The organism is Pseudoduganella sp. OTU4001, from assembly GCF_038440195.1.
In the GTDB taxonomy this organism is placed as follows: domain Bacteria; phylum Pseudomonadota; class Gammaproteobacteria; order Burkholderiales; family Burkholderiaceae_D; genus Rugamonas.
In genome coordinates this window covers 65,067-88,959 of the sequence record NZ_JASATG010000015.1, presented here as the reverse complement: position 1 = coordinate 88,959, position 23,893 = coordinate 65,067, and the positions used below count along the sequence as shown (strand labels likewise).

Annotated in this window: 23 protein-coding genes; 6 read left to right on the top strand and 17 right to left on the bottom strand. The window is 62.8% G+C overall.

From position 1 onward, the window contains the following. Positions 1-133: 133 nt before the first annotated feature. On the top strand, positions 134-1,540 hold the full coding sequence (gene nirK / locus AAHE99_RS15365) for a copper-containing nitrite reductase (RefSeq protein WP_342118222.1): 1,407 nt from the start codon (positions 134-136) through the stop codon (positions 1,538-1,540). Between the two features lie 68 nt (positions 1,541-1,608). Next, the gene (locus tag AAHE99_RS15360) at positions 1,609-2,289 is read left to right on the top strand and encodes a Crp/Fnr family transcriptional regulator (protein WP_342118221.1); all 681 of its coding nucleotides are present in this window, start codon (positions 1,609-1,611) and stop codon (positions 2,287-2,289) included. Here the strand turns inward: AAHE99_RS15360 and AAHE99_RS15355 are convergent. The 9 genes from AAHE99_RS15355 to AAHE99_RS15315 form a co-directional block, all read right to left on the bottom strand. Continuing rightward, positions 2,246-3,505: a permease gene (locus AAHE99_RS15355; protein ID WP_342118220.1), complete on the bottom strand. Its 1,260-nt coding sequence runs from the start codon at positions 3,503-3,505 to the stop codon at positions 2,246-2,248. The genes AAHE99_RS15360 and AAHE99_RS15355 overlap by 44 nt on opposite strands. Further along, positions 3,505-3,732, bottom strand: a complete 228-nt coding sequence (locus AAHE99_RS15350) for a DUF2249 domain-containing protein (protein WP_342118219.1) — start codon at positions 3,730-3,732, stop codon at positions 3,505-3,507. Before AAHE99_RS15350 ends, AAHE99_RS15355 begins: the two co-directional genes overlap by 1 nt. A gap of 10 nt (positions 3,733-3,742) precedes the next feature. Next, on the bottom strand, positions 3,743-4,138 hold the full coding sequence (locus AAHE99_RS15345) for an RrF2 family transcriptional regulator (RefSeq protein WP_342118218.1): 396 nt from the start codon (positions 4,136-4,138) through the stop codon (positions 3,743-3,745). Between the two features lies 1 nt (position 4,139). Next, complete coding sequence (locus AAHE99_RS15340) at positions 4,140-6,410, bottom strand: nitric-oxide reductase large subunit (protein WP_342118217.1); 2,271 nt, start codon at positions 6,408-6,410, stop codon at positions 4,140-4,142. Positions 6,411-6,501: 91 nt separating this feature from the next. Further along, a complete protein-coding gene (locus AAHE99_RS15335; protein ID WP_342118216.1) occupies positions 6,502-6,747 on the bottom strand; it encodes a hypothetical protein in 246 nt (81 codons plus the stop codon). A gap of 80 nt (positions 6,748-6,827) precedes the next feature. Then, positions 6,828-9,263: an adenosylcobalamin-dependent ribonucleoside-diphosphate reductase gene (locus AAHE99_RS15330; protein WP_342118215.1), complete on the bottom strand. Its 2,436-nt coding sequence runs from the start codon at positions 9,261-9,263 to the stop codon at positions 6,828-6,830. A 74-nt stretch (positions 9,264-9,337) separates the two neighbouring features. After that, a complete protein-coding gene (locus tag AAHE99_RS15325; RefSeq protein ID WP_342118214.1) occupies positions 9,338-9,781 on the bottom strand; it encodes an NUDIX hydrolase in 444 nt (147 codons plus the stop codon). Continuing rightward, a complete protein-coding gene (locus AAHE99_RS15320) occupies positions 9,778-10,161 on the bottom strand; it encodes a hypothetical protein (protein WP_342118213.1) in 384 nt (127 codons plus the stop codon). The genes AAHE99_RS15325 and AAHE99_RS15320 overlap by 4 nt, the downstream gene beginning before the upstream one ends. A gap of 30 nt (positions 10,162-10,191) precedes the next feature. Next, entirely contained in the window at positions 10,192-10,758 is a 567-nt protein-coding gene (locus tag AAHE99_RS15315) for a DUF1439 domain-containing protein (RefSeq protein ID WP_342118212.1), read from the bottom strand. Positions 10,759-10,805: 47 nt separating this feature from the next. Here AAHE99_RS15315 and AAHE99_RS15310 point away from each other — a divergent pair, with 47 nt between their 5' ends. Next, positions 10,806-11,591 carry a DUF72 domain-containing protein gene (locus AAHE99_RS15310; protein WP_342118211.1) on the top strand — a complete coding sequence of 262 codons (786 nt, stop codon included), beginning with the start codon at positions 10,806-10,808 and terminating at the stop codon, positions 11,589-11,591. On the opposite strand, the gene AAHE99_RS15305 is transcribed toward AAHE99_RS15310, so the two are convergent. Further along, a complete protein-coding gene (locus tag AAHE99_RS15305; protein WP_342118258.1) occupies positions 11,548-11,976 on the bottom strand; it encodes a cupin domain-containing protein in 429 nt (142 codons plus the stop codon). The genes AAHE99_RS15310 and AAHE99_RS15305 overlap by 44 nt on opposite strands. 167 nt (positions 11,977-12,143) lie before the next feature. Between AAHE99_RS15305 and AAHE99_RS15300 the strand changes: the two genes are divergently transcribed. From AAHE99_RS15300 to AAHE99_RS15290, 3 genes are read left to right on the top strand one after another with little or no spacing between them, the layout of a single operon-like run. Continuing rightward, the gene (locus AAHE99_RS15300; RefSeq protein WP_342118210.1) at positions 12,144-12,512 is read left to right on the top strand and encodes a GntR family transcriptional regulator; all 369 of its coding nucleotides are present in this window, start codon (positions 12,144-12,146) and stop codon (positions 12,510-12,512) included. Then, complete coding sequence (locus tag AAHE99_RS15295; RefSeq protein ID WP_342118209.1) at positions 12,509-13,366, top strand: ABC transporter ATP-binding protein; 858 nt, start codon at positions 12,509-12,511, stop codon at positions 13,364-13,366. The genes AAHE99_RS15300 and AAHE99_RS15295 overlap by 4 nt, the downstream gene beginning before the upstream one ends. After that, complete coding sequence (locus AAHE99_RS15290) at positions 13,363-14,328, top strand: hypothetical protein (RefSeq protein ID WP_342118208.1); 966 nt, start codon at positions 13,363-13,365, stop codon at positions 14,326-14,328. Before AAHE99_RS15295 ends, AAHE99_RS15290 begins: the two co-directional genes overlap by 4 nt. Positions 14,329-14,374: 46 nt before the next feature. Here AAHE99_RS15290 and AAHE99_RS15285 read toward each other — a convergent pair whose 3' ends face one another. The 7 genes from AAHE99_RS15285 to rnr form a co-directional block, all read right to left on the bottom strand. Beyond that, positions 14,375-16,081, bottom strand: a complete 1,707-nt coding sequence (locus AAHE99_RS15285) for a M1 family metallopeptidase (protein WP_342118207.1) — start codon at positions 16,079-16,081, stop codon at positions 14,375-14,377. A gap of 104 nt (positions 16,082-16,185) precedes the next feature. After that, entirely contained in the window at positions 16,186-16,995 is an 810-nt protein-coding gene (locus AAHE99_RS15280; protein WP_342118206.1) for an outer envelope protein, read from the bottom strand. Between the two features lie 17 nt (positions 16,996-17,012). Further along, complete coding sequence (locus AAHE99_RS15275; RefSeq protein WP_342118205.1) at positions 17,013-18,899, bottom strand: methyl-accepting chemotaxis protein; 1,887 nt, start codon at positions 18,897-18,899, stop codon at positions 17,013-17,015. Between the two features lie 102 nt (positions 18,900-19,001). Next, complete coding sequence (locus AAHE99_RS15270) at positions 19,002-19,676, bottom strand: YceH family protein (RefSeq protein ID WP_342118204.1); 675 nt, start codon at positions 19,674-19,676, stop codon at positions 19,002-19,004. 9 nt (positions 19,677-19,685) lie between these two features. Then, a complete protein-coding gene (gene cysE / locus AAHE99_RS15265; RefSeq protein WP_342118203.1) occupies positions 19,686-20,426 on the bottom strand; it encodes a serine O-acetyltransferase in 741 nt (246 codons plus the stop codon). An 83-nt stretch (positions 20,427-20,509) separates the two neighbouring features. Continuing rightward, the gene (rlmB, locus tag AAHE99_RS15260; RefSeq protein ID WP_342118257.1) at positions 20,510-21,241 is read right to left on the bottom strand and encodes a 23S rRNA (guanosine(2251)-2'-O)-methyltransferase RlmB; all 732 of its coding nucleotides are present in this window, start codon (positions 21,239-21,241) and stop codon (positions 20,510-20,512) included. Between the two features lie 60 nt (positions 21,242-21,301). Further along, positions 21,302-23,845 carry a ribonuclease R gene (gene rnr, locus AAHE99_RS15255; RefSeq protein ID WP_342118202.1) on the bottom strand — a complete coding sequence of 848 codons (2,544 nt, stop codon included), beginning with the start codon at positions 23,843-23,845 and terminating at the stop codon, positions 21,302-21,304. Positions 23,846-23,893: the final 48 nt, after the last annotated feature.

Genomic DNA, 23,893 nt, shown 5'->3' with positions numbered 1-23,893 from the left:
AGCGTCGCGCGGGAGTTTCTTTCCAGTTCTTCTCAATAATTTGACCTGCATCAATTCTTAAACATACATTTCAAAACTAAGATTTGTCTGTCGAACGGCGCAATTCCGTGCCGGACAAACCTGTGAGAAGAAAATGAAACCGACCTTGATGTCAAAAGCCATCGCAGCGCTGGTGATCGGCGCCGCAACCCTCGCGCCAGCCTACGCACAACACGGCCAGCACGGTGGCAACGGCAGCACCGCCGTGAAGTACCGCCCCGATGTGACTTACACCCTGCGCACCGATATCGCAGACGGTAAACTGGTCTTTATCAGCGATTCCGGCGATACCAAGGGCAAGGCCAACCCTACCCTGCGCGTACCGGTAGGCGCCGTGGTGCAGATCAACCTGGTGAACGGCGACGGCGCCACCCACGACATTTCGGTCCCCGACTTCAAGGCAAAGTCGAACCAGCTGAAAGACAAGGGCGCATCGACCGCAATCGTGTTCAAGGCCGACAAGAAGGGCGAATTCACCTACATCTGCACCCTGCCCGGCCACGTGGCGGCGGGCATGATCGGCAAGATCATCGTGGGCGACGGCGAAGCCAAGCCTGCGGTGCTGGCGGCGGATATTTCCCAGAACCCGATGTCGGTCGGCACCCCGATCGGCAAGCGCGGTCCGCAGACCGTGAACGTCAAGCTGGACACCACCGAAATCCTGGGCCAGCTGGCTGACGGCACCACCTACAAATACTGGACCTTCAACAGCAAGGTGCCGGGCCCGTTCATCCGCGTCCGCGTCGGCGACACCGTGAACGTGGACATGTCGAACGCCAAAGACAGCCACATGATCCACTCGGTCGACTTCCATGCCGTGACCGGCCCTGGCGGCGGCGCTGCGGTGACCCAGGCGGCTCCCGGCAGCACCAAGAGCTTCACCTTCAAGGCCCTCAATCCTGGCCTGTACGTGTACCACTGCGCGACCCCGATGGTGGCCCAGCACATCTCCAACGGCATGTACGGCATGATCCTGGTCGAACCTGAAGGCGGCCTGCCCCCAGTGGACCGCGAGTTCTACGTGATGCAAGGCGAGCTGTACACCGCCCAGAAGCACGGCACCCCAGGCGAAGCCGAATTCTCGCTGGACAAGCTGCTGGCCGAACAGCCGGAGCACCTGATGTTCAACGGCACCCATGACGCGCTGACCAAGACCCACCGCATGGAAGCCAAGGTTGGCGAAACGGTCCGCATCTTCTTCGGCGTCGGCGGCCCTAACGCCACCTCCAGCTTCCACGTGATCGGCGAAGTGTTCGACCGCGTCTACAACCAGGGCGACCTGACCTCGCCACCGCTGCACAACATCCAGACCACCACCGTGGCTCCGGGCGGCGCCACGATGGTCGAGTTCAAGGTGGAAGTGCCGGGGCGCCTGATCCTGGTCGACCACGCGCTGTCGCGCATGGAAAAAGGCCTGGTCGGTCTGATGCACGTGGTTGGCAAGGACAACCCCGAAGTCTTCAAGACCAACAGCAAGCCTGACGGCGATTCGGGCCACTAAACCGACATTAGCCACACCAAAACAGGACCCGCCGCATGCGGGTCCTTTTGTCATTTCAGGAGAAGCAAATGCCAAGCCCAAAAATCGACCCGCGCGAGTTCCTCAAGCGACTGCCCCTGTTCGCAGACCTGGCGCCGGAGGAGCTGTCGCTCGTGGCTGCCGGCACCACCGAGCATCACGTTCCGCGTGGTAGCGCAGTGTTCCAGCGCGGCGATCCATGCGTTGGATTCCACATGGTCATCTTCGGCCAGGTCAAACTCAGTTTCCTCTCATCCCAGGGCAACGAGAAGATCGTCGAGATCATCGGTCCCGGCCACAGCTTCGGCGAGGCGCTGATGTTCATGGAAAAGCCCTACATCGTCACCGCCCACGCAGTCAGCGATTGCATGCTGCTGCATATCTCCAAGCACACCGTATTCGCCGAGCTGGCACGCAACCCGCAGTTCGCACGCCGCATGCTGGCCGGCATGAGCCGCCGCCTGCACGGCCTGATTTCGGATGTGGAAGCCTACTCGCTGCGCTCCGGCAGCCAGCGCATAATCGGCTATCTATTGAAGGATGATGATGCGGCGGACGGTTCGGAGATCACGCTGGCGGTCAGCAAAAAGCTGCTCGCCTCGCGTTTGAACCTGACGCCGGAATACTTCTCGCGCGTACTGCACGAACTGGCCGACCAGGGCATGATTGCCGTGAACGGCCGCCAGATCAGGATTCTGGATTCTGCGCGCTTGCGGGCCTACGAAGGCTGACCGCAGCCAGCGCCAGGTCAAACCCCAGGCGCATGCAAGCCGCCGCCAGCACGGCCCCCGCCAGCTGGGCCAACCAGCCGGGGGCCAGGGCGGCGCCCAACAGCAGCACGACGCTGGCCGCATGCCAAGCCAGCTGCACGCGCGGCTCGCTGTCCGGCATCATCTGCCGCACGCCCGGCACATCGCAGCCGGCATGCTGGCCGTGGTACCAAAGCAGGAACGGCACGATCTTGTACAGCATGCCGTTCACCGCCGACACGGCAAAGCCGCCAATAAACAGCACGCCCAGCACCAGCGACTTGTCGCCCCCTCGCGGGCATAGCTGGAGCACCACACTTGCCAGCAACGCTCCGAGTGCCAGCCACCAGTACCAGGTCGACACATCCGCCGCCCGCTTGCGGCGCTTCAGCAAAAGGAGCGTATACACCGCAAACACCGCCAGGCACACGCCTGCCAGGCCCGCGCCCATCCACTGCCACGGACGGTCAGCCAGATAGCCGGCCGTCCACAGCGCCAGCCCGGCCATGGTCAATGGCGGCAAGGCAAACGCCAGCGGGCGCGGGAACAATTGGGTGGATTGGAACATCGGCACGACCTGGAACACCACCGACACCACCAGCACGCCGACCCAGCCCACCAGCGCCCACGCGGCATGCACATTGGTCCAGACGGCCGGCTGCAGGCGCACCGCGCCAACCAGCACGGCCACCAGCGTCACACCGGCACCGGCTGCGCCGCCAAGCGCCAGCACCGCCTGGCGTATGCCTGCCACCACCGGCAAGGCGGCAGGCGAGGAGCGCTGCGCCAAAGCGCGCGCCAGCACCGCCACCAGCAGCGCGAAAGCGCCAGCCAGCAGCACGCCCCCTGCGCGCAGGCACCACGGCAGCCCGCACAGGAAGCCGCAGGCCAGCAGCAAAGTGCCGCCGCCCAAAGCGCCCCAGATGCCCGGCGCCAGCTTGCGTCCCCAGTGCAGTTCGACGCCGGCCACTACCGGCACCATCTGCAGCAGCGAACCAGCCATGGCCATGCCCAGGTAGCCGAGCGTGATCAGATGGGTGACGGCCAGCGTGGCCGGCGCCCAGCGCGTGGTCATCGCCTCCGCGCCCTGCCACACCAGCAGCAGGCCGGCCAGGGCGCCGAACCAGGGCGCCGCCAGCAGGAAACGCAGCGGCAGCGCCAGCCCGGGCGTATGCTCGAACGCCAGCTTGCGTTGCATCAGTTGACTTGTGTGATCAGGATTTCGTAGGTGTAGTCGCCGCGCATCGACGTGGCGTAGCGGTAGCCATTGCGTTCAAGGATGCGGTAAAGCGGGACCGGCTCGCGGTCGATGACCATGCGGATATGCTGGCCGGGTTGCATCAGGTCGAGCGCTTCCAGGACGCGCTCCATCGGTTCCGGCGGCACCAGGCCGCACAGTTCCAGTAAAATTTCAGGCGCACTCATGACGGTTCCTTCAAAGTAAATCCGCCAGGGTCTGGCGGTCGAGATGGCCAAGGTAAGCCTCGGTCGCCCTGCGCAAGCCATCCTGCAGGCGGCAGGCGCCGCTTAAATGGCAGGTATTGCGCGTGGCATTGAAACATTCAACAATCGTGAAATCGGCTTCGGCCAGGCGCACCACGGCGCCCACCGAAATCGCAGCCGGCGGCAGCGCAAGGCGCAAGCCACCGGCCCGTCCGCGCCAGGTGTCCACCAGCCCGGCCTGGCCGAGACGGTGGGCCACCTTGCGCAGGTGATGCTCGGAGATCGCATGTGCTTTCGCGACCTCCTGCACGGTCACCATCCTGTCCATTTGCCGGCCCAGGTACATCAGCAGGCGCAAGGCATAGTCAGTGTGACCGGTCAGGCGCATATCAGTTCTCCAGCACAGCGCCTTCTGCCACGGTTTCTTCCTGCTTGCCCTTGCCGATCAGGCGCAGCGCGAACAGGGCCAGGAACAGGCAGCCAACCGCGAACACCACGTCGCCCGGAACGCGCAGCCAGACCGCGGTTTCCATGAAGGCGGAGTGCACCACTTCAGGCGAACGGGCGAACCACATGCCCTTGGTGATCGACGCCACGGCCTGGTAGATACCGGCCGGAACCAGCGACATGAACACCATCATGGCGAGGCCGATGTTCATAGTCCAGAACATACCGGCCAGCAGCTTGTCCGACCAGGCGAAGCGCTCCACCAGGCCGCGCAGGCAGAACAGCATCAGGCCGATGCCGAGCATGCCGTACACGCCGAACAGCGCAGCGTGGCCGTGGGCCGCGGTCATGTTCAGGCCCTGCATGTAGTACAGCGCGATCGGGGTGTTGATCGAGAAGCCCAGCAGGCCAGCGCCCACGGTATTCCAGAAGCCCACGGCGATGAAGCACAGGATGGCCCACTTGTAAGCGCCGACCCATGGAGCGGCCTTGGAACGCTTGTAGTTGCGGTAGGCTTCCAGGCCGATCAGCGACAGCGGAACCACTTCCAGTGCCGAGAACATGGCGCCGATAGCGATCACCGAGGTCGGGGTGCCGGTGAAATACAGGTGGTGCAAAGTGCCCAGGATGCCGCCGAACAGGAACACGATGGTTTCCAGGATGATGGCGCTATTGGCCGACGCAGCGCGGATCAGGCCCAGGCGGGTGAACAGCAGCGCAATGACAGCGGTTGCGAACACTTCGAAGAAGCCTTCCACCCACAGGTGCACCAGCCACCAGCGCCAGTACTCGATCATCGAATAATGGGTGCCGCGGCCCCAGGTCAGGGAAGTCGCGTAGAAGCCGCCGATGCACAGCGCAGCCAGGAACACCATGGCGACGATGCCGCGGCTTTCCGAGGGGGTCTTCAGCGCTGGCCACAGGCCGCGGCCCAGCAGGAAGGCCCAGAACAGCAGGCCGACGAACAACAGGATCTGCCAGATACGGCCCATGGAAGTGAATTCCAGGCCCTGGTTCCCCAGCCAGAAAGCGAAGTCGGTGCCCTTATGCTGCAGCACGCCCAGCCAGCCGGTCACGGTCGAACCGACCACGATGAACAGCAGCGCGTAGAACAGCACATTGACGCCCAGCGCCTGGAACTTCGGCTCCTTGCCCGAGATCGCAGGAGCGATATACAGGCCGGTAGCCAGCCAGGCAGTGGCGATCCACAGCACCGCGAACTGGGTATGGATGGTGCGGCTGACGGTGAACGGCAGGATTTCCGCCAGCGGAATGCCGAAGAAGCTCTGGCCTTCCACCGCATAGTGGGCGGTGATTATGCCCATGCCGACTTGCGCCAGGATCAGGCCCACCACGACCAGGAAGTACTTCTTGGTGGCCTTCATGGAAGGTGTGGCTTTAAGGCTGAACAGAGGGTCGTTCTTCGGTGGGACCGGATCTTCTTCCTCCTTGTGCATGGAATGGAAGAACAGCATGCCGGCGATGGCGCCGATCATCAGGATGACCGAGGCAATCGACCAGATGCCGGCGCCGGCGCTAGGCGTATTGTCGATCAGCGGTTCGTGCGGCCAGTTGCTGGTGTAGCTCAGGCCAGTTTCGCCCGGACGGTCGGCAGAGGCAGCCCACGAAGACCAGAAGAAGAAGCCGGTCAGCGCCGAGCGGTCGCTTGCTTCCGGCAGCGCGTTCTGGGTCATTGCGTACTGCTCGCGCAGCTTGGCGTATTGCGCCTCATCGCCGAACAGGCCGGTGTAGTGGGCAGCCACCATGCGCACGGCTTCGGCGCGGACGGCGGACAGCTTCACTTCATTGCTTTCAGCGTTATAGGTGTTGGTGCGCAATTCAGTCTTCACCAGCGCGTCAACGTGGGCTTTGGCGCCGGCTTCCAGCTGGGCGTATTCCTTGTTGAAGTTCTTGCGGGCGAAGATGTCTTGCAGCGCAACCGCCTCACGGTGCAGCCAGTCGGCCGACCAGTCAGGCGCCAGATAGGAGCCGTGGCCCCAGACGGTACCCAGCTGCTGGCCGCCGGCCGACAGCCAGGCTTGCTGGCCGTGCTTCACCTGGTCCGGGGTGTACAGGACCGCGCCGGTATCGTCGACGACTTGCGCGATCGGGGGCGCTTTCAGGTAGATTTCGCGGCCCACCCAGCCCAATACCGTAAACGATAGCAGGCAGATAATGGCGAGCCACGTCCATAACTTCTTAGTGGCGTGCATGATAGCTCCTTTTGTGGTGTTTCAAATGTATGTTTTTAGCCAGAATACAGCCGCCACCGGGGCAGCCCACATGATCCAGGTCAAGTGTTGATCAATGGCCGCCGCAACCGCCGCAGCAGGTCTGGCTGCGTTGTTTTGCAGGCGCATAACCGTGTTCTTCCAGCACCTTGCCCAGGTGGTGGATGCTGGTCAGGGAATCGTCGAAGGCGATTTCCACGTTGGCGCCGCCCGCCGGGGCGTGTACGCCGCGGATGCCGGGAACGGTGCGCAGCAGTTCAAGTACGCGGGTGACATTGGCGGCATCCAGTGCGGACGCCAGTTGGAAAGAGTGGTGCATTTGTAAGTCCTCCTCGGGTTGTAGTGGGAGGAAGTGTAGGCGGGGGACACGCCCCCGTCCTTGATGCACGTTAAGAGAAATCAGCCGCAGCCGCCGACATAATGACATTCCACGCAGCGCGTGCAGCCGTCGACCTTATGCAGCGCCCGCGCGCCGCACTCCGGGCACTTGCCGGCCGACTGCACCGGGGCCGCGCCGGCCGCCGTCATCGCTTCCGGCGCCGCATGGCCCGCCTCGCCACGCGCGGCAAATTGCACCGCCAGCTGCGGCACTGGCACCTGGTTGCCATAAGCATCCAGGAAACCGCGCCGGATCAGGATGCGCTGCAAGGTGAACGCAATCGCCGCCACCTCGGAATCGTGGTAGACCGGCACTTGCACGCCATCCTCGCGCGTCAGCAGGCCGCAGCGCACCGGCCCCTTCTCCCAGGTCACCTCGCGCATATCGGCCAGCGCCTTGGCGATCGAGCTGCCCGCCCGCGCCGCCATCGACAACAAGCGCATGGATGATGTGATCCACTGCTGCCCGTCACTGCGCTGGTTGGCCGGCATGAAGAATTCGAACGGACGCTCGATGCGCACCGGCGCCCCGTCCAGCACACCATCAACAGTAATGAAGCTCACGGTCAGGTAGGCCGCCTTCTTGCCCTCCTGCGTCCAGTACTCCACCTTGGAGGTCACCGACTCCAGCTCGCCCAGCGGACGCCCATCGAAACGCTTGCGCAGCGGGTCCTCGTCGCGCAGCGCCGGCGCCACACTCAGCACGCTGCCCGTCACGGCGTTCGGCCGGAAGGTCGCCAGCCCCTTCAAGCCCGCCTGCCAAGCCTCCGTATAGAGATCCTTGAACTCCTCAAACGGATAATCCTCCGGCACATTGACGGTCTTGGAGATCGCCGTATCGACGAAAGGCTGCACCGCCTCCATCATGCAGACATGGTCCAGCGCCGCCATATCGAGCGCCGTGACGAACTGCGGCGGCAACTGCTCCATATCAAAGCCCATATGGCGATACAGCCGCCAGGCATGGTCCGCCACCTCATAGGAACGCAACGAACCATCCGGCATGCGCTTGCGGCGCTGGTAGACCCAGGAAAACGCCGGCTCGATGCCATTCGAAGCATTGTCCGCAAACGCCAGCGTAATGGTGCCGGTCGGCGCAATCGACAGCAGGTGCGAGTTGCGGACACCATGCTTCGCAATCGCCTCCCGCAAGGACTTCGGCAAGCGGCGCACAAACGCCCCCTGCAAATACCGCTTCTTGTCGAACAGCGGAAAGGCCCCCTTCTCCTGCGCCAGCGCCACAGAAGCGGTATAAGCCGCATCACGCAAGGCCTCCGCAATGCTGGCCGCCATGGCACGCCCCGCCGGCGAATCGTAGCGCAACCCCAGCATCACCAGCGCGCTGCCCAGGCCAAGGAAGCCAAGGCCGATACGACGCTTATTCGCCCCCTCCTGCGCCTGCTGCGGCAAAGGCCACTGCGTCGCATCCAGCGCCAGATCCAGCATACGCACAGCGATAGCCGCCACGCGCCGCATCGCCTCGTAATCAAACTCCGCCCGCTCGCTGAACGGATTCCGCACGAAGCAAGTCAGGTTGAGCGAGCCCAGGTCGCAGCAGCCATAACCCGGCAAAGGCTGCTCGCCGCAAGGATTGGTCGCCCGCAGCGTCTCGCAGTAATAGAGGTTGTTTTCCGCATTGATGCGATCCACAAACAGCACGCCCGGTTCGGCATGATCGTAGGTGGACGCCATGACCTTATCCCACAGCTCGCGCGCAGCCACGCGCCGGTAGACCCACATGCCATCCTCACGCTGGGTGGCGCCCTGCTCCCCCGGCTCCACCTTGTGCACCAGCTCAAACTGCCCATCCGCAGCCAGCGCCTGCATGAATCCATCCGTCACGCCGATCGACAGGTTGAAGTTGCGGAAGCCGCCGTCATCCTTGGCCGCGATAAAGCGCTCGATATCCGGATGGTCAATGCGCAGCACACCCATTTGCGCCCCACGCCGCGCCCCCGCCGATTCCACTGTTTTACAGGAAGCGTCGAACACCTCCATATACGACACCGGCCCGGAAGCGCGCGACTGCGTCCCCTTCACCTTGGCCCCCGCCGGACGAATAGCGCTGAAGTCATAGCCCACGCCACCACCGCGGCGCATGGTTTCCGCCGCCTCCGCCACTGCGGTATAGATGCCCGGCAGACCGTCCGCCTCCCCGGTGACCGAATCGCCGACCGGCTGCACGAAGCAATTCATCAAGGTCGCCTTCAACGCCAGGCCGACAGCGGAATTGATGCGCCCCGCCGGCACAAAGCCATGTTCCTGCGCCCACAGGAACTGCTCCTCCATATCCAAGCGCAGCTCCGGCGCCTCCAGCGCAGCCAGCGCCCGCGCCACCCGGCGGCGCACATCGATGATGTCCTGCTCATCCCCCTTCGCGTACTTCTCGCGCAGCACATCCAGCGAGATTTCCTGCGGCGGCATCGGGTTGCCGAACATTTTGTCGTTTGCATTCATTAGAGATAGTCCTGCTCAGGTTAAACACTGAACCTGACTATCCCCGAATGCCGCCCCAAACTCCTTAACCTAGATCAAGTACCGCCCAGCCCGTGTCCCACCTTGGGGTCACACCCCAAGTGGGACACGAGCTCCGCCGTAGCAGCGGCCCACGCAGCGATGGAGGCCCGGTAGCCCTGCGGCAGCCGGTCCGGCAGCGCATTGTGCGCGAACAGGCCGATCTCCTTGTGCTCGTGGCTCAGCACCGGCACGAAGCCGCCTTGCAGCACACAGGCATAGGTGACGATGAAAACGCGCTTGCCTGGCACCACCTCAAACAAATAGCTGTCCAGCGGCGCGCCAACACGGACGCTCACGCCAAGCTCCTCCTCAACTTCGCGCGCCAGGCATTCCGGCGATGACTCGCCTTCCTCAATGCGCCCGCCAGGCAATTCCCATTCCTCGCGCTCGTTCTTCAGGAGCACAACGCGCCCGTCCGGCGCGCAGAACACGCCTTTCACAGATACTGGATATGTCATTGGGTATGTAGGTAACTGATGCCGGGAGCATCTTCCAGGATGGCGCGTACTGCTGAATACAGCCCAGCCACCGCCTCGATACGCGGGTCGCGGCCAGCCAGGCGCGCCATCAGCCCGCAATCGGCAAAGACATAGGTTTGCCAGCCTTCTTCGGCATTGGCGCAGGCGACGTACAGTTCGCAGTCCTCCGCCGCGACCGGCACACACCAGGCAAAGTCCTCAGGAATCACCTCGCCCAACGCGTGGTAGCCCCGGGTGGACAGTTCGTTCGCCATCCACTCGGCCAGACGGCGGCCGAAAATGCCGGGGTTGGTCAGCTTGTCCTCGTCCTGGACGATCTCGAAGCGGGTCGACTGGAACATCAGGATCGGGCTATGCATGCTGATGCTCCTTACGCAGTCATCTTTCGATTATAGACGACCGTCGCGCAAGGGTTCGAGGTGGATGCTGAGGCCTGCTGCCGAGGTGCGGATGGCGGTCGGCACGAACTGCACGCCGGCATAGCGCAGCTCATCCGGACGCCAGGTATAGATCGGCGTATCGCGCGCCAGCGAGTCGGCCAGCAGGCGTGCGGCGCTGCTGACCTGGCGCTGCGTGCGTTCGTCCAGGCCCTCGAGGGTGAAGCTGTCGAGGCGCGCATCGGCCAGCATAACGGCATTGCGCTGGTGGTCCAGGTTCAGGCGGCCGGAGAGCGACAGGCTGCCAGTGTACTGCTGGCGCATCAAGGGCGAGCTGACGGTCAGCGTAGCGCTCAGGGCGATGCGGTCGTTGGGCTGCGTCCAAAGGCGCGGCTGCTCCAGGCGCAGCTCGAACACCGCCAGCGCACGATGCTCGAGCGGGAAGCGCTGGTCCAGGTTGCGCTGTAGCTTAGCCAGCGGCACGTCGTAATCACGCGGGCCGGTGAGGCTGGCGCAACCGCCCAGCATCAACGCGGCTGCGGCCAACGCGCACATGGTTGCGCGACGGTGTTGGTTCATTATTCGCTCCTGTGTCATAGTCCTTTGGACTATAGCGGGGATTGCTTATGGCGAGTGTAACCATTGGTATCGCGGGATGGTCGCTGGCGCGGCCTGATGTTGAGTTGTTCCCGCCGGCCGGCAGCGGCAGTGCGCTCGCGCGCTATGCCGCCGTGTTCGATGCCGTCGAAATCAATTCCTCGTTCTACCGCCCGCATCGACCGGAAACGTATGAGCGATGGGCAAACAGCGTGCCTGCCGGCTTCCGCTTTGCCGTCAAACTGCCGCGCACCGTGACGCACGAAAAGCGCTTGCAAGATGTCGATGCGGAGCTTGACCGCTTCATCTCTGAAGCGGGCACGCTTGGCGAGAAACTGGGCTGGGTGCTGGTGCAGACACCGCCCAGCCTACGCTTCGACGCGCCGGCTGCCGAAGCGCTCTTCGCCGGCCTTGGCGCGCGGCTCGCCAACATCCCGCACGGACATAGCGGCGGCCCCAGTCTGGCGTGCGAAGCGCGGCATGGCAGCTGGTTCACGCTGGAAGCGACAGAGCTGCTGCGGCGGTTGGATGTGATCCGCGTGGTGGCCGACCCGCCAGCCGGCGAGCCCGGACCGTTCGCGCCGGCCATGGCAGACGCAAGCTACGTGCGCCTGCACGGCAGCCCGCACATCTACCGTTCCATCTACGAGCCGGAACGCCTGGCGAAGGTCGCCGCCTGGCTAGCCAGGCAACAAGGCCAGGCGCTGGTCATCTTCGACAACACCATGTCCATGACCCAGGCCCGCCAGGCAATCCAGCTGCGCGACCTGCTTACTTCTTCTTGGAAGGATCGTCATCCGGATTCACATACGTGATATCAAACGGCCCCTCCCCATGCAGCTGCACAATCGTGGCCCCCTTGAAGATCGCATAGTGATTGGTCTTAGCCGGAATCGCCACAAACTCCCCCGCCGCGTGCGACTTGGCCGACTTCTCATCCAGCTTCTCCCCCATCCCCAGCAGCAACGCCCCCTTGATCACAGTGACGTTTTCGATCTGTGAATGCATATGCGGCGGCACCTTATACCCCGCCGGTGCAGATAAGCGCATGACAAACGGCCCCGGCTTCCCAGGATCGCCCTGCAACACCGCCAGTTTGGCCCCTTTGGGCAAGGTAGGCGGAGCATCGCCCCACTTCATCTCGTTGCCGAGATGCATTGCAGAAACAGGTAAAAGGCAGCCCAATGCAGCAGCAGCCATTGCGGCAGCCAAGCCGCGCGGAATGGATCTGGACATGGAAACCTCCTGAGCAAGGTGGAGCTCAATCATACTCCTGTGCAAAAAAACAACTTGCACCGGACAAAATCAGTGTTATAGTTCACTACAACACCAGTTACATAACTCACCAACACTGGAGGAAATGATGTATGTGGAATGAGAACCGTCCGATCTACCTGCAGTTGAAGGAGCGGGTCGTCGGCATGATGCTGGACGGCTTGCTGAAGCCCGGCGATGCCCTGCCCTCGGTGCGACAGGTCGCGGCCGACTATCAATTGAATCCGATTACCGTCTCCCGCGCCTACCAGGAGCTGGTCGATGAAACCTTGGTTGAAAAAAGAAGGGGATTAGGCATGTATGTTACCGAAGGCGCTGTTGATAAACTGCTATCATCCGAGCGCGAACGATTTGTGCGCGAAGAATGGCCCGCCATGGTAGAGCGCATCCGCCGCCTGGGCCTGGATATTGAACAACTGTTGCGCGCCACGAATGTGCCGCCACAAGGAGCCTCGGCATGACAGCGATCATTACCGCTAAACACCTGAGCAAACGTTACGGCACCACCAAGGCGCTCGACGATGCCAGCTTTGAGATCAAAGCTGGCCGCATCGTCGGCCTGATTGGCCCGAACGGCTCGGGCAAGACCACCACCCTCAAAGCCATCCTCGGCCTGTCCCGTTTCGACGGCGAGCTGAATGTGCTGGGCCTCGACCCACGCCAGCAGCGCGATGAGCTGATGAAAGATGTGTGCTTCATCGCCGACGTCGCCATCCTGCCGCGCTGGCTGAAGGTGAAAGACGCCATCGCCTTCTGCGAAGGTGTGCACCCGCGCTTCAACCGCGAACGCGCCGAGAAATACATCGCCAACACCAAGCTCTCGCCGAACATGAAGGTGAAAGCCATGTCCAAGGGCATGATCGTGCAGCTGCACCTGGCACTGGTGATGGCCATCGACGCCAAGCTGCTGGTGCTGGACGAACCGACCCTCGGCCTGGACATCCTGTACCGCAAGCAGTTCTACCACCAGCTGCTGGAAGACTACTTCGACGAGAACAAGACCATCCTGATCACCACCCACCAGATCGAGGAAGTCGAAAACATCCTGACCGACCTGATGTTCATCCGCGACGGCAAGATCACCCTGGCCGCCTCGATGGACGAAATCGGCGACCGCTACACCGAAGTGATGGTTCAGCCAGAATATATGACCGCCGCCAGCGCCCTGCAGCCACTGCACCAGCGCACGGTGTTCGGCAAGGCAGTGATGCTGTTCGACGGAGTCTCGCGCAAACAGCTCGAAACGTTTGGCGAAACCCGCACCCCAAGCGTGGCCGACCTGTTCGTGGCCAGCATGAAAGGACAATACGAATGAATACGATGAAATGGCTGATCCAGCGCGAATACTGGGAAAACAAGGGCATGCTGTTCTGGGCCCCCGCCATTGTGGGCAGCCTGATGGTGCTGTTCTCCGGCGTGATGCTGGCCTTCGGCATGAACATGAACTTCAAGCTCGATGGCGAGAAGATCGCACGCTTCCACGAGATGACCACCATTGAACGCCACGACCTGGCCAACGCCTTCGGCGCCGGCTTCCCGATGGTGGCGACGCCGCTATACATCCTGATGGCGTTCCTGATCTTCTTCTACTGCCTCGGCGCCCTACATGACGACCGCCGCGACCGCAGCATCCTGTTCTGGAAATCGCTGCCCGTGTCGGATACCGAGACCGTGCTGTCCAAGGTCGCCATGGCGATCCTGGGTGCGCCGCTGATCGTTACCGTGGTCGGCTACATCGCCTCGTTCACCATCATGCTGATGAGCTCGATCGCCCTGAGCTTCCATGGCCTGAACATCTTCAGCGACCTGATGTCGTCCACCTCGTTCTGGCTCAGCCCATTCCGCATGCTGTCGCTGATCCCGATCTACCTGCTGTGGGCGCTGCCGACCGTGGGCTGGCTGCTGATGGTATCGAGTTGGGCGCGCAGCAAGGTGTTCCTGTGGGCGGTTGGCGCACCGCTGATGAGCGGCGCCCTGCTGGCCTGGGCCAATGTCGGCTTCAAGCTGGGCCTGAACATTGAATGGTACTTCCAGCAAGTGGTGCTGCGCCTGCTGGGCAGCGTCCTGCCGGGCAACTGGATGATCTTCGACCAGACCGCCATGCGGGCCATGGAACAAGCCGACCGCGGCGACCTGCCACCAGCGCACCAGATGGCGACGTTCTTCAACCACGCCTACGCCTCCCTGGCCAGCCCGACCCTGTGGATCGGCGTCGCCGCCGGCGTGGCGATGATCGCCGCCGCCATCTACCTGCGCCGCTGGCGCGAAGAGAACTGATCCCAGTTCGATAAAACAAAGCCCGCAATCGCGGGCTTTGTTTTTTTTAGGCCTTACTCTTTTTCTTTTTTCGCTCCTTCTCATCGGCCTGCCATTCTTCGATGTGCGCTTCGTGGCGCAGTACGGTGGAACGGGGGTCAATGGTGTAGAGGACGCCGGCTGGCACGGTCAACTCGCCTTTTCCGTCGGTCATGGCCACACGTTCGATGCGGTCGCCAACGCGCACTTCAATCGGCATCGGGAACGCGCCGCCATCTTTCAGTTTCCATTGCAGATGCAGTTTGTCGCCACTGCGCTCTTCCACCAGTTCCGGCAATGCTGCATGGTATAGGTAGGCGTCGAAGAACCAGCCCAGGTCACGGCCGCTCACCTCTTTGACGATGCCGACGAATTCCTTGGTGCTGCTGTAGCGTGGCTGGAAGTTGCCTGGCTTCGGCGTTTCTGTGCCATACACCAGGCGGCGCGTGGCGCGGAAGAAGGCATCGTCGCCGATCAGGCCTCGCAGGGTGTGCAGGATCAGAGAGCCTTTGGCGTAGATGTCGTCACCTGGGCCGCCGCGCTCGTCCTGATACACGTCTTCGATGCGTTTGGACTTGCCGCTTACAACGGCAACCTTGTTCTGGATGCGCTTGCGTTGGTTGAACAGCTCCGATTGGTAAGCCTGGTCGCCGCGCAGGTATTCCAGGTACAGCGGCTGCATATAGCTGCCGAAGCCTTCGTGCAGCCACATATCGTCCCAGTCGGCGTTGGTCATCTGGTTGCCGAACCATTCGTGCGACAGCTCGTGGTGCAGCAGCCAGTCGTAACCGGACGCTGACTTGGCGTAGCCATTGCCGTAGGCGTTGATGGTCTGGTGCTCCATGCCCAGGTGCGGCGTTTCAACGACACCCATCTTCTCGTCGCCAAATGGATACGGACCGATGCGGCTTTCGAAGAAGGTCAGCATGGGTTTGAATTCGGTGAACAAGCCGTTGGCTTTCTTCTCGCGGCCTTTGAGGTGCCAGAAGCGCAGTGGGATCTTGTTGCCGTACTGACTGTCATATTCAGCGGATAGCATTTCATACGGTCCGATATTCAGGGCGATTCCGTAGGTGCTTGGATTCTTGGCGCGCCAGTGCCAGGTGCGCCAGCCATCTTTTTCATCCATGCCCATGGCGACGCCATTGCCTGCCGCGACCAGCGGTGCTGGCACGGTGATATGCATGTCGATCAGCTTCGGCTTACCCTGTGGATGGTCGATGCAAGGCCAGAATAAGTCGCAGCCCTCGCCTTCCACAGTGGTGGAAATCCAAGGCTGCCCTTCAGCCGTCTTGCTCCAGACAAAAGCGCCATCCCATGGCGCCCGCTTGGCGACGTGCGGCTTGCCATGGTAACGGATGCGCACCACGGTCTGGGCGCCAGCGGCCAGCGGTGTTGGCAGGGTCAGGAAAAGGCGGCCTTCAGGATTGCTGATGGCAGACGGCGCCAATGCGACGCCGTCGATGGTAACCGAATCAACGGGCAGATTGCGATCCAGCTCCACGGCAATGCGAGACAGCGGCGCGGTGGCGGCAAAGGTCAGCGCAGCGTCGCCTACGATGCTTTGCGTGTCCGGTTCGACGCGCAGCGACAGGTCTACTTTTTCGATACTGATGGCCAGCTGTTCGTCCGCACGTGGCGAACCGGAATTGGAGGTAAACTCCGTCATCGGTTGACGGGTGGCACAGCCGGTCAGCACCGCGCCTGCGGCAAGGTAGAAAGCCAAACGAGTCATAAAATATTCCACGAATAAAATATCCGTGGAATATAGCATTAAGATTCGGGGTCATGTCTGACATTCGGACACTAATGTCCAAATGTCAGACATGACCCCGACTTTTAGAAGTGGTATTCGGCACGGATCATTGGGGTTTGCGCGAGGCTGCCGGGGACGTTGGATGGGTTGCCGAATTTGTTGCGCCAGTATTGGTATTCGAAGCCGGCTTTCAGCTTGCCGGGCTTCAGGCCGGCGGCGGCGCTGAAGTCGTACATCACCTGCATGTCGATGTTCGTTTCGGGGGCGGTTGGGCCGCCGAACTCGTTCCGTCCCTTATTTCCGATGTAGTTGGCGTAGCCTTCGAACGACCAGCCGCTGCCCAGCGGGATGCCCCAGGCGGCGGTCAGCATGGCGTGGGTGTCGTAGTGGTAGCGCTTGGCCACGCCGATCGGGTCGTTGCTTTCCCAAAGTGCGAGGAGGCTGATGTTCAGGAAGCCGGGTACGTCGACCATCAGCGTCGGGCCGGCCACCAGCATCTGCTTGCGGGAGGCGTAGCCTTTGTCGTTCTTGTGGTTCCAGTCGAAGCCTGCGGTCACGCCGAGGCCGCGCATGCCCATGCCTTTTAATTCTTTGCCGGTCACCTTGCCCATGTCCCAGGTGTGGCGGTACAGCAGGTAGGCTTCGGTGGCGCTGTCGTCTTTGTTGTCGGACTTCAGGATGTCCAGGTTCATGAAGTTGCTGCCGTAGGAGTGGCCGCTGGCGTGCGTCAGGTTGACGATGTGCTTGCGGATGTCCTGGCCGTTATACGGCTCGGCGAACTTGGTGCCGAAGCGGTAGCCGATGGTGTTGTCCATCCAGTCCAGTGCGAGCGCTGGCTGGGACGCGCTCAGTGCCAGGGCTGCCGCTGCGGCAGTCAATGCGGATTGCTTCATGTATGTGGGCTCCTCTCTTATCGTAGTTTTAGCGTGGCGTCGAGCTTGAACAGGCCCACTACCTCTTCCAGCCGCGCGGCCTGTTCGCTGAGCGATTGCGCGGCGGCGGCGGCTTGTTCGACCAGCGCGGCATTCTGCTGCGTGGTGTTGTCCATCTGGGTCACGGCCTGGTTGACCTGGTCGATGCCCAGGCTTTGCTCCTGGCTCGCGCTGGCGATTTCGCCCATCAGGCCTGCCACGTTCTGCACGGATTTGACGATGTCCTGCATGGCGGCGCCGGCCGAATCGGCCAGTTTGCCGCCGTCGGCCACCTGTTGTACGGATTCGGTGATCAGCTCTTTGATCTCCTTTGCCGCTGCGGCGCTGCGCTGCGCGAGGTTGCGCACTTCGCTGGCGACGACGGCGAAGCCGCGTCCTTGTTCGCCGGCGCGTGCCGCTTCCACTGCGGCGTTCAGCGCCAGGATGTTGGTCTGGAAGGCGATGCCGTCGATCACGCCGATGATGTCGGAGATCTTGCTGGAGCTGGCCGTGATCAGGGCCATCTTCTCAACCACCTGCCCCACCACCTGGCCGCCGCGCCGCGCGGAATCGGCGGTGTTGGCGACCAGCTTGTTGGCTTGTTCGGCGTTGGCGGTATTGTTATGGACGGTGGACGTCAGCTGCTCCATCGCGGCGGCGGTTTCCTCCAGGTTGGAAGCCTGCGCCTCAGTGCGCGAGGAGAGGTCCATATTGCCGCTGGCGATATCGCCAGTGGCGGCGCCAATGGCGCGGCTGCTGTCGCGCACGCGCAGGATAGTGGCGTTCAGCGATTCGACGAAACTATTGAAGGCGCCGGCCAGCGCGCCGATCTCGTCCTGCGTTTCGACCGGCATGCGGCGCGTCAGGTCGCCGCCCCCGCGTGCGATGTCTTCCAGCAGTTCGGCCGCATGCGCTACCGGGGCAGCAATGGCGCGGCTGATAACGAAGATCGCGAGCATGCCGATGCCGCCGCCAATCACGGCGGCGATCAGGGAGGTCATGGCTGCGCCGCGTGCGATACCGGCCAGCACCTCAGCTTCCGGCACTTGTGCGACCAGGTAGGCGTTCAGCTCGGGGATGAAGGACGATGCCACCAGTTGCTCGCCAGCAGAGTCCTTGTAGCTGTCTGCTACAAAGGCTTCGCCGCCCAGCAGGCGTTTGGCCAGCGCTGGCGTCATGCCCGGCATGTCGGCCAGCGTGTGCTTGCCGTCCACCAGCTTGGGATCGCGGTGGATCAGGATAGTGCCATTGGCGCGCACCAGATAGACATAGCCGGATTGACCCAGCTTGTAGTTGCGCACCGATTGCGCCAGCGCGTTGACGGACAGCCCCAGCCCCGCCACGGCCAGCTTGCCGCCCGGCGTCTGGACGCGGGTGTTAATGAACAACATATAGGAATCGGCGCTGACATCCTTGTCGATGTCCAGGGTGTAGGGCGCGCTGCCGGAAAGGAAGCCATAGAACCACTGGTCGCTGGCGGCTTTCTCGTTGAGCGTGCGGTCGTAGCCCTTGTCGGCGAAGTACTTGCCGGTGCTGCGCGATACCCAGAATACGGTGGCGGCCTTGTTCTTCGTCTTCAGGCTGCGCGCCTCGGCTGTCCAGGCGGCGGCGCCTTCGTCCGGCACACCGGCGTCTTCCCAGGCATGAAGGAAGGTGTTGTTGGCCAGGGTGAGCGACACCGCCAGCGGCCCGTCGATCTGGCGCAGCACGTCATTGCGGATGGCTGCCACCTGGGCCGGCAGTTCCAGCCGCAGCACGCGTTCGCGCGCCGCCTGGCTGGTCTTCATGATGCTGAGGGTGGATGAAATGATGATGAACAGCAGCAGGCATAAGCCCATGCTGAGCAGCAGCTTGTGCCGAATCGACAAACGACGAAGCAATTCCATGCAATCTCCCAGAGCAATGTTGTTCTGGGTCAAGCATAACAACGCCTGCGGGCCGCCACAATCAATCTATATGAATATGGCGGATTCTCACAACAGCTACCGCTACTCGATTACAGACCGCAGTTCGGCGACTTGCGCGGCCAGCGCCACTACTTCCTCCCGTAGGGAGGCCACCTCCTGCTCGAGTTGCGCCACGCGGTCGGCGCGGGTGGCACCGCCCTCGCCCGCTCCGCCGGCTGCACCGCCGAAGGCGCCGGCGGTGGCATCGCGCGCCAGGGCATCTTCACCGCCGAGCAGTTGGCCGTAGCGCGGTTCGCGCGAACCAGGCGCCAATGGCAGCTTGGATACCAGCGACGGGTATTTGTCGATCAGGAATTGCAGTGCGGTTTCGACTTCGGCGACGGATTTGAACTCGTGCAGGCGGCCGGTACGGGTGCGGATTTCGCCTGCGGTCTGCGGGCCGCGCAGCATCAGGATGGTCAGCACGGCCAGCTTGTCCTGCTCCAGCGTCCACTTCATGCGCATGCGGTGCTCGTACTTGACCACGCGCGCGCCGGACTGGCTGACGGTGGAAACCAGCTTGCGCTCGCCCAGTCGGGCCAGCACGTCGGCCACGGTGTCTTCGCTGATCTGCATCACCGGTTCGCGGCTGGACAGCTGGTTGCAGCCGTTGGTCAGGGCGTTCAGCGACAGCGGATAGTTATCGGGGGTCAGGCCTTCTTTTTCGGCCAGAACCGCGAGTACGCGGATTTCAAACGGGTCCAGAACTTCGTCCATAGTTTCTCCTTATTCGACCAGTTTGTTGAGTTCTGCGGTATCAAGCTTGTCGCATGGCTTGAGGTCCGGACAGGCCAGGCCCGCTGCCTTCATGGCTGCCGACAGGCGTTCGATCTGCTGTTCCTGCGCCACGGCGTGGGCGATCAGGCTGTGCAAGGCTTTCGACAGCGGGTCGTCGCCGTTCGCCGTTACGCCATAGGCGGAGAACAGGTGCGAAGCTGGCGACGGGGCCTGGTCTTTCTGGACCAGGTGAGCCGGGTTGCCGACGGCCGTGGCGCCGGGCGGTACGGGTTTCAGTACGACGGCGTTGGAGCCGACCTTGGCGTATTCGCCGACCGTGAAGCCGCCCAGGATCTTGGCGCCCGCGCCGATGATCACGCCGCGTTCGAGCGTGGGGTGGCGCTTCGCTCCGGCGTGCAGCGAGGTGCCGCCCAGGGTGACGCCCTGGTAGATGGTGCAGTCGTCGCCGACTTCGGCGGTTTCGCCGATCACTACGCCGAAACCGTGGTCGATGAACACGCGGCGGCCGATCGTTGCGCCGGGGTGAATCTCGATGCCGGTGATGATGCGGGCGAAGTAGGAGATGAAGCGGCCCAGCCACTTCAGGCCGTGGGTCCAGCACCAGTGCGCCCAGCGGTGCATGACGATGGCTTGCAGGCCGGGGTAACAGGTCAGCACCTCCCAGCCGTTTCGAGCGGCGGGATCGCGCTCGATAATGCTGCGGATGTCGTCACGGAGGCGGTCAAACATGTTGGTGCTGGGATGGCTGTTGTTCAGGCAAATATCATAGCGCATCCGCCGCTGCCATGCTGGCCAGCGGCTAGAGGCATTGCTCAGCCTTCCTTGGCGATACGCTGGCGGCGCGCTTCGTACAGGCACACGCCGGAAGCCACCGATACGTTCAGCGATTCGACCGAGCCAAACATCGGGATCGAGACCAGCACATCGCAGGTCTCGCGGGTCAGGCGGCGCATGCCCTCGCCTTCCGAGCCCATGACGATCGCGGTCGGGCCGGAGTAGTCGCCCTCGTACAGGCCCTTCTCGCCATCGTCCGAAGTGCCGATCAGCCAGATATCGCGCTCTTTCAGCTCGCGCAGGGTGCGCGCCAGATTGGTCACGGTGATGAACGGCACAGTCTCCGCCGCGCCGGAAGCGACTTTGGCGGCGGTGGCGTTCAGGCCCACCGAACGGTCTTTCGGTGCGATCACCGCATGCGCGCCGGCGCCGTCGGCCACGCGCAGGCAAGCGCCCAGGTTGTGCGGATCGGTAATGCCGTCCAACACCAGCAGCAACGGCGGGCCTTCCACCGCATCCAGCAGCTCGTCCAGGTTGCGCGCCAGCGCCAGCTGGGATGCAAACGCAATCACGCCCTGGTGGCGGCGGGTGCCGACGATCTTGTCGAGGCGCTCGGACTCCACCGGCATCACGCGCACGCCGGCCGCTTTCGCGTGGGCGATCAGGTCTTTCATGCGGCGGTCATCGCGCGCCTGGTCGAAGAATATCTCTTCAACCGACGAAGCTTCGTGGCGCAGGCGCGAGGTAACGGCGTGGAAGCCGAAAATCATTTTGTTCTTGGACATCGTAGTTCTCAAAAAAGTTCCGGCGCCGCAGCGCCGGATAGGTGCTTATCGTTTTTTCTTAGGCTTTGCAGCCTTGGTCACGCGTTTGGCGCTTGCGGCCTTAGGTTTTGCTTTTGCTTTCGGCTTGGCCGCCTTGCGCGATGCCGGAGCCGGCGCCGGTGGAGCGCCGCGTTTGGCAGGCGCCCTGGTCGGTGCTTCTTCGCGCGCACTGATCGACGGCGCCGCAGCGCGAGCCGCCTTGCGCTTGCGCGCTACCGACTGGTTGCCATCTTCGTCGTCGAAGCTGTCGAAATCGCCGAAGGAGCCGAGCAAGCCGCCGCCCTTGCGGGAAGCCTTCTTGCCCTGCGGCGGCAGCGTGGAAATCTCGCTGTCGGCCAGGCGCAGGTCGATCTTGCGCGATTCCAGGTCCACGCGCACCACCTGCACGTTCACACGGCCGGTCAGCTGGTAACGTTTGCCGGTGCGCTCGCCGCGCAGTTCATGGCGCGCTTCGTCGTACTCGAAGAAGTCGGCGCCCAGGTCGGTGATGTGTACCAGGCCTTCCACGAACAGCTGGTCCAGCTGCACGAAGATGCCGAAAGAAGTCACGCCGGTAATGATGCCGCTGAACTCTTCGCCCAGCTTATCCTGCATGAAGTAGCACTTCAGCCAGGCTTCCACATCGCGCGAAGCTTCGTCCGCACGGCGCTCGTTGGCCGAGCAGTGCACGCCCAGCGCGTCCCACACGGTCAGGTCGCCCTTTGCTTTCGGCTCCTTGCCTTCCTGCTTGTCCTTCAGGGCCTGGCGGCGCTGCGCGTTGGAGATGGTGGTGTTCAGCACCGACTTGTCGGCGATCTTCGGCTCGTACTTCTTGCCGGCCAAAATCGCCTTGATGGCGCGGTGCGTGAGCAAATCCGGATAACGGCGGATCGGGCTGGTGAAGTGGGCATAGGCCTCATACGCCAGGCCGAAGTGGCCGATATTGTCAGGGCTGTACACCGCCTGCTGCATGGAGCGCAGCAGCATGGTTTGCAGCAGTTGCGCATCCGGACGCTCCTTGATCTTCTTCATCAAGTCGGCGTAATCGCGCGCTACCGGGGTATCGCCGCCGCCCAGCGACAGGCCGAGCTGCTTGAGGAAATCGCGCACCTGCGTGAGCTTTTCCTTGGTCGGGCTGGCGTGGATGCGGTAGGTGCCCGGATGCTTGTGGCGCAGCAACAGGTCCGCCGCGCACACGTTTGCCGCCAGCATGCATTCCTCGATCAGCTTGTGCGCATCGTTGCGGGTACGCGGGATGATCTTTTCAATCTTGCCGGACGGGTTGCAGACGATATAGGTCTCGGTGGTTTCGAAATCGATCGCACCGCGCTCCTGGCGCGACTTCTGCAGCGCGTGATAAACGTCGTACAGGTTCTGCAGGTGCGGCACGATTTCTGCACGGCGCGCCGCTTCCGGGCCCTTGGTGTTGCCCAGGATGGCCGCCACTTCGGTATAGGTCAGGCGCGCCGCCGAGTGGATCACGGCCGGATAGAACTGGTAAGCCTTCAACTCGCCCTGCGCAGTGATCACCGCATCGCACACCAGGGTCAGACGGTCGACGCGCGGGTTCAGCGAGCACAGGCCGTTGGACAGCTTCTCCGGCAGCATCGGGATCACGCGGCGCGGGAAGTAGACCGAGGTGCTGCGCTCGATCGCATCGCCATCCAGGCCATCGTTCGGCTTCACGTAATGCGACACGTCGGCGATCGCCACGATCAGGCGGAAGCCTTTGGTGCGGCCGATTTTCACCGGCTCGCAATAGACCGCATCGTCGAAGTCGCGCGCGTCTTCGCCGTCAATGGTCACCAGCGGCACGTCGCGCAGGTCGACGCGCTCGCCCCAGTCGGATTCCTTCACCACATCCGGCAGCTTGGCAGCCTGTTTCAGCGCGGCGTCCGAGAAGATGTGCGGCACGCCGAACTTGCGCACGGCGATTTCGATCTCCATGCCCGGGTCGTCCATATCGCCCAGCACTTCCACGATCTTGCCCGAGGGTTGCTTGAAGCGGCCCGGTTGCTCGGTCAGCTCCACGCTGACGATCTGGCCCGACTTGGCCTTGCCCACCGCGCCCTGCACCAGGATGTCCTGGCTGATACGCTTGTCTTCCGGCGCCACCACCCAAACGCCGTTTTCCTTCAGCAGGCGGCCGATGATGTGGGTGGTCCCGCGCTGCACCACTTCGACAATGGTGCCTTCCGGGCGGCCACGGCGGTCGTAGCCGATCACGCGGCCCAGCACCTTATCGCCGTGCAGCACCTTCTGCATTTCGCGCTCGGAAAGGAACAGGTCTTCGCCCGGTTCATCCGGAATCAGGAAGCCAAAGCCGTCGCGGTGGCTGGACACGCGGCCAGCAATGAATTCGGAGTGGTCCGCCAGCACGTAGAAGCCGCCGGTATCGGAGCGGATCTGGCCGTCGCGCTCCATGGCGTTCAGACGGCGCATCAGCACGGCGTGGGAATCGGATTTAACTTTGAGCGACAGCGACAGCGCGCGCAGGTCGAGCGGCGCTTTGGCGCTGCGGAAGATGCCGAGAATCTCTTCGCGGCTAGGAATGATATGAGTGGAGTTCAAAAGGGGATCAGTAATCTTATTATTGGTTGGTAGTGTAACAGGAAGGGC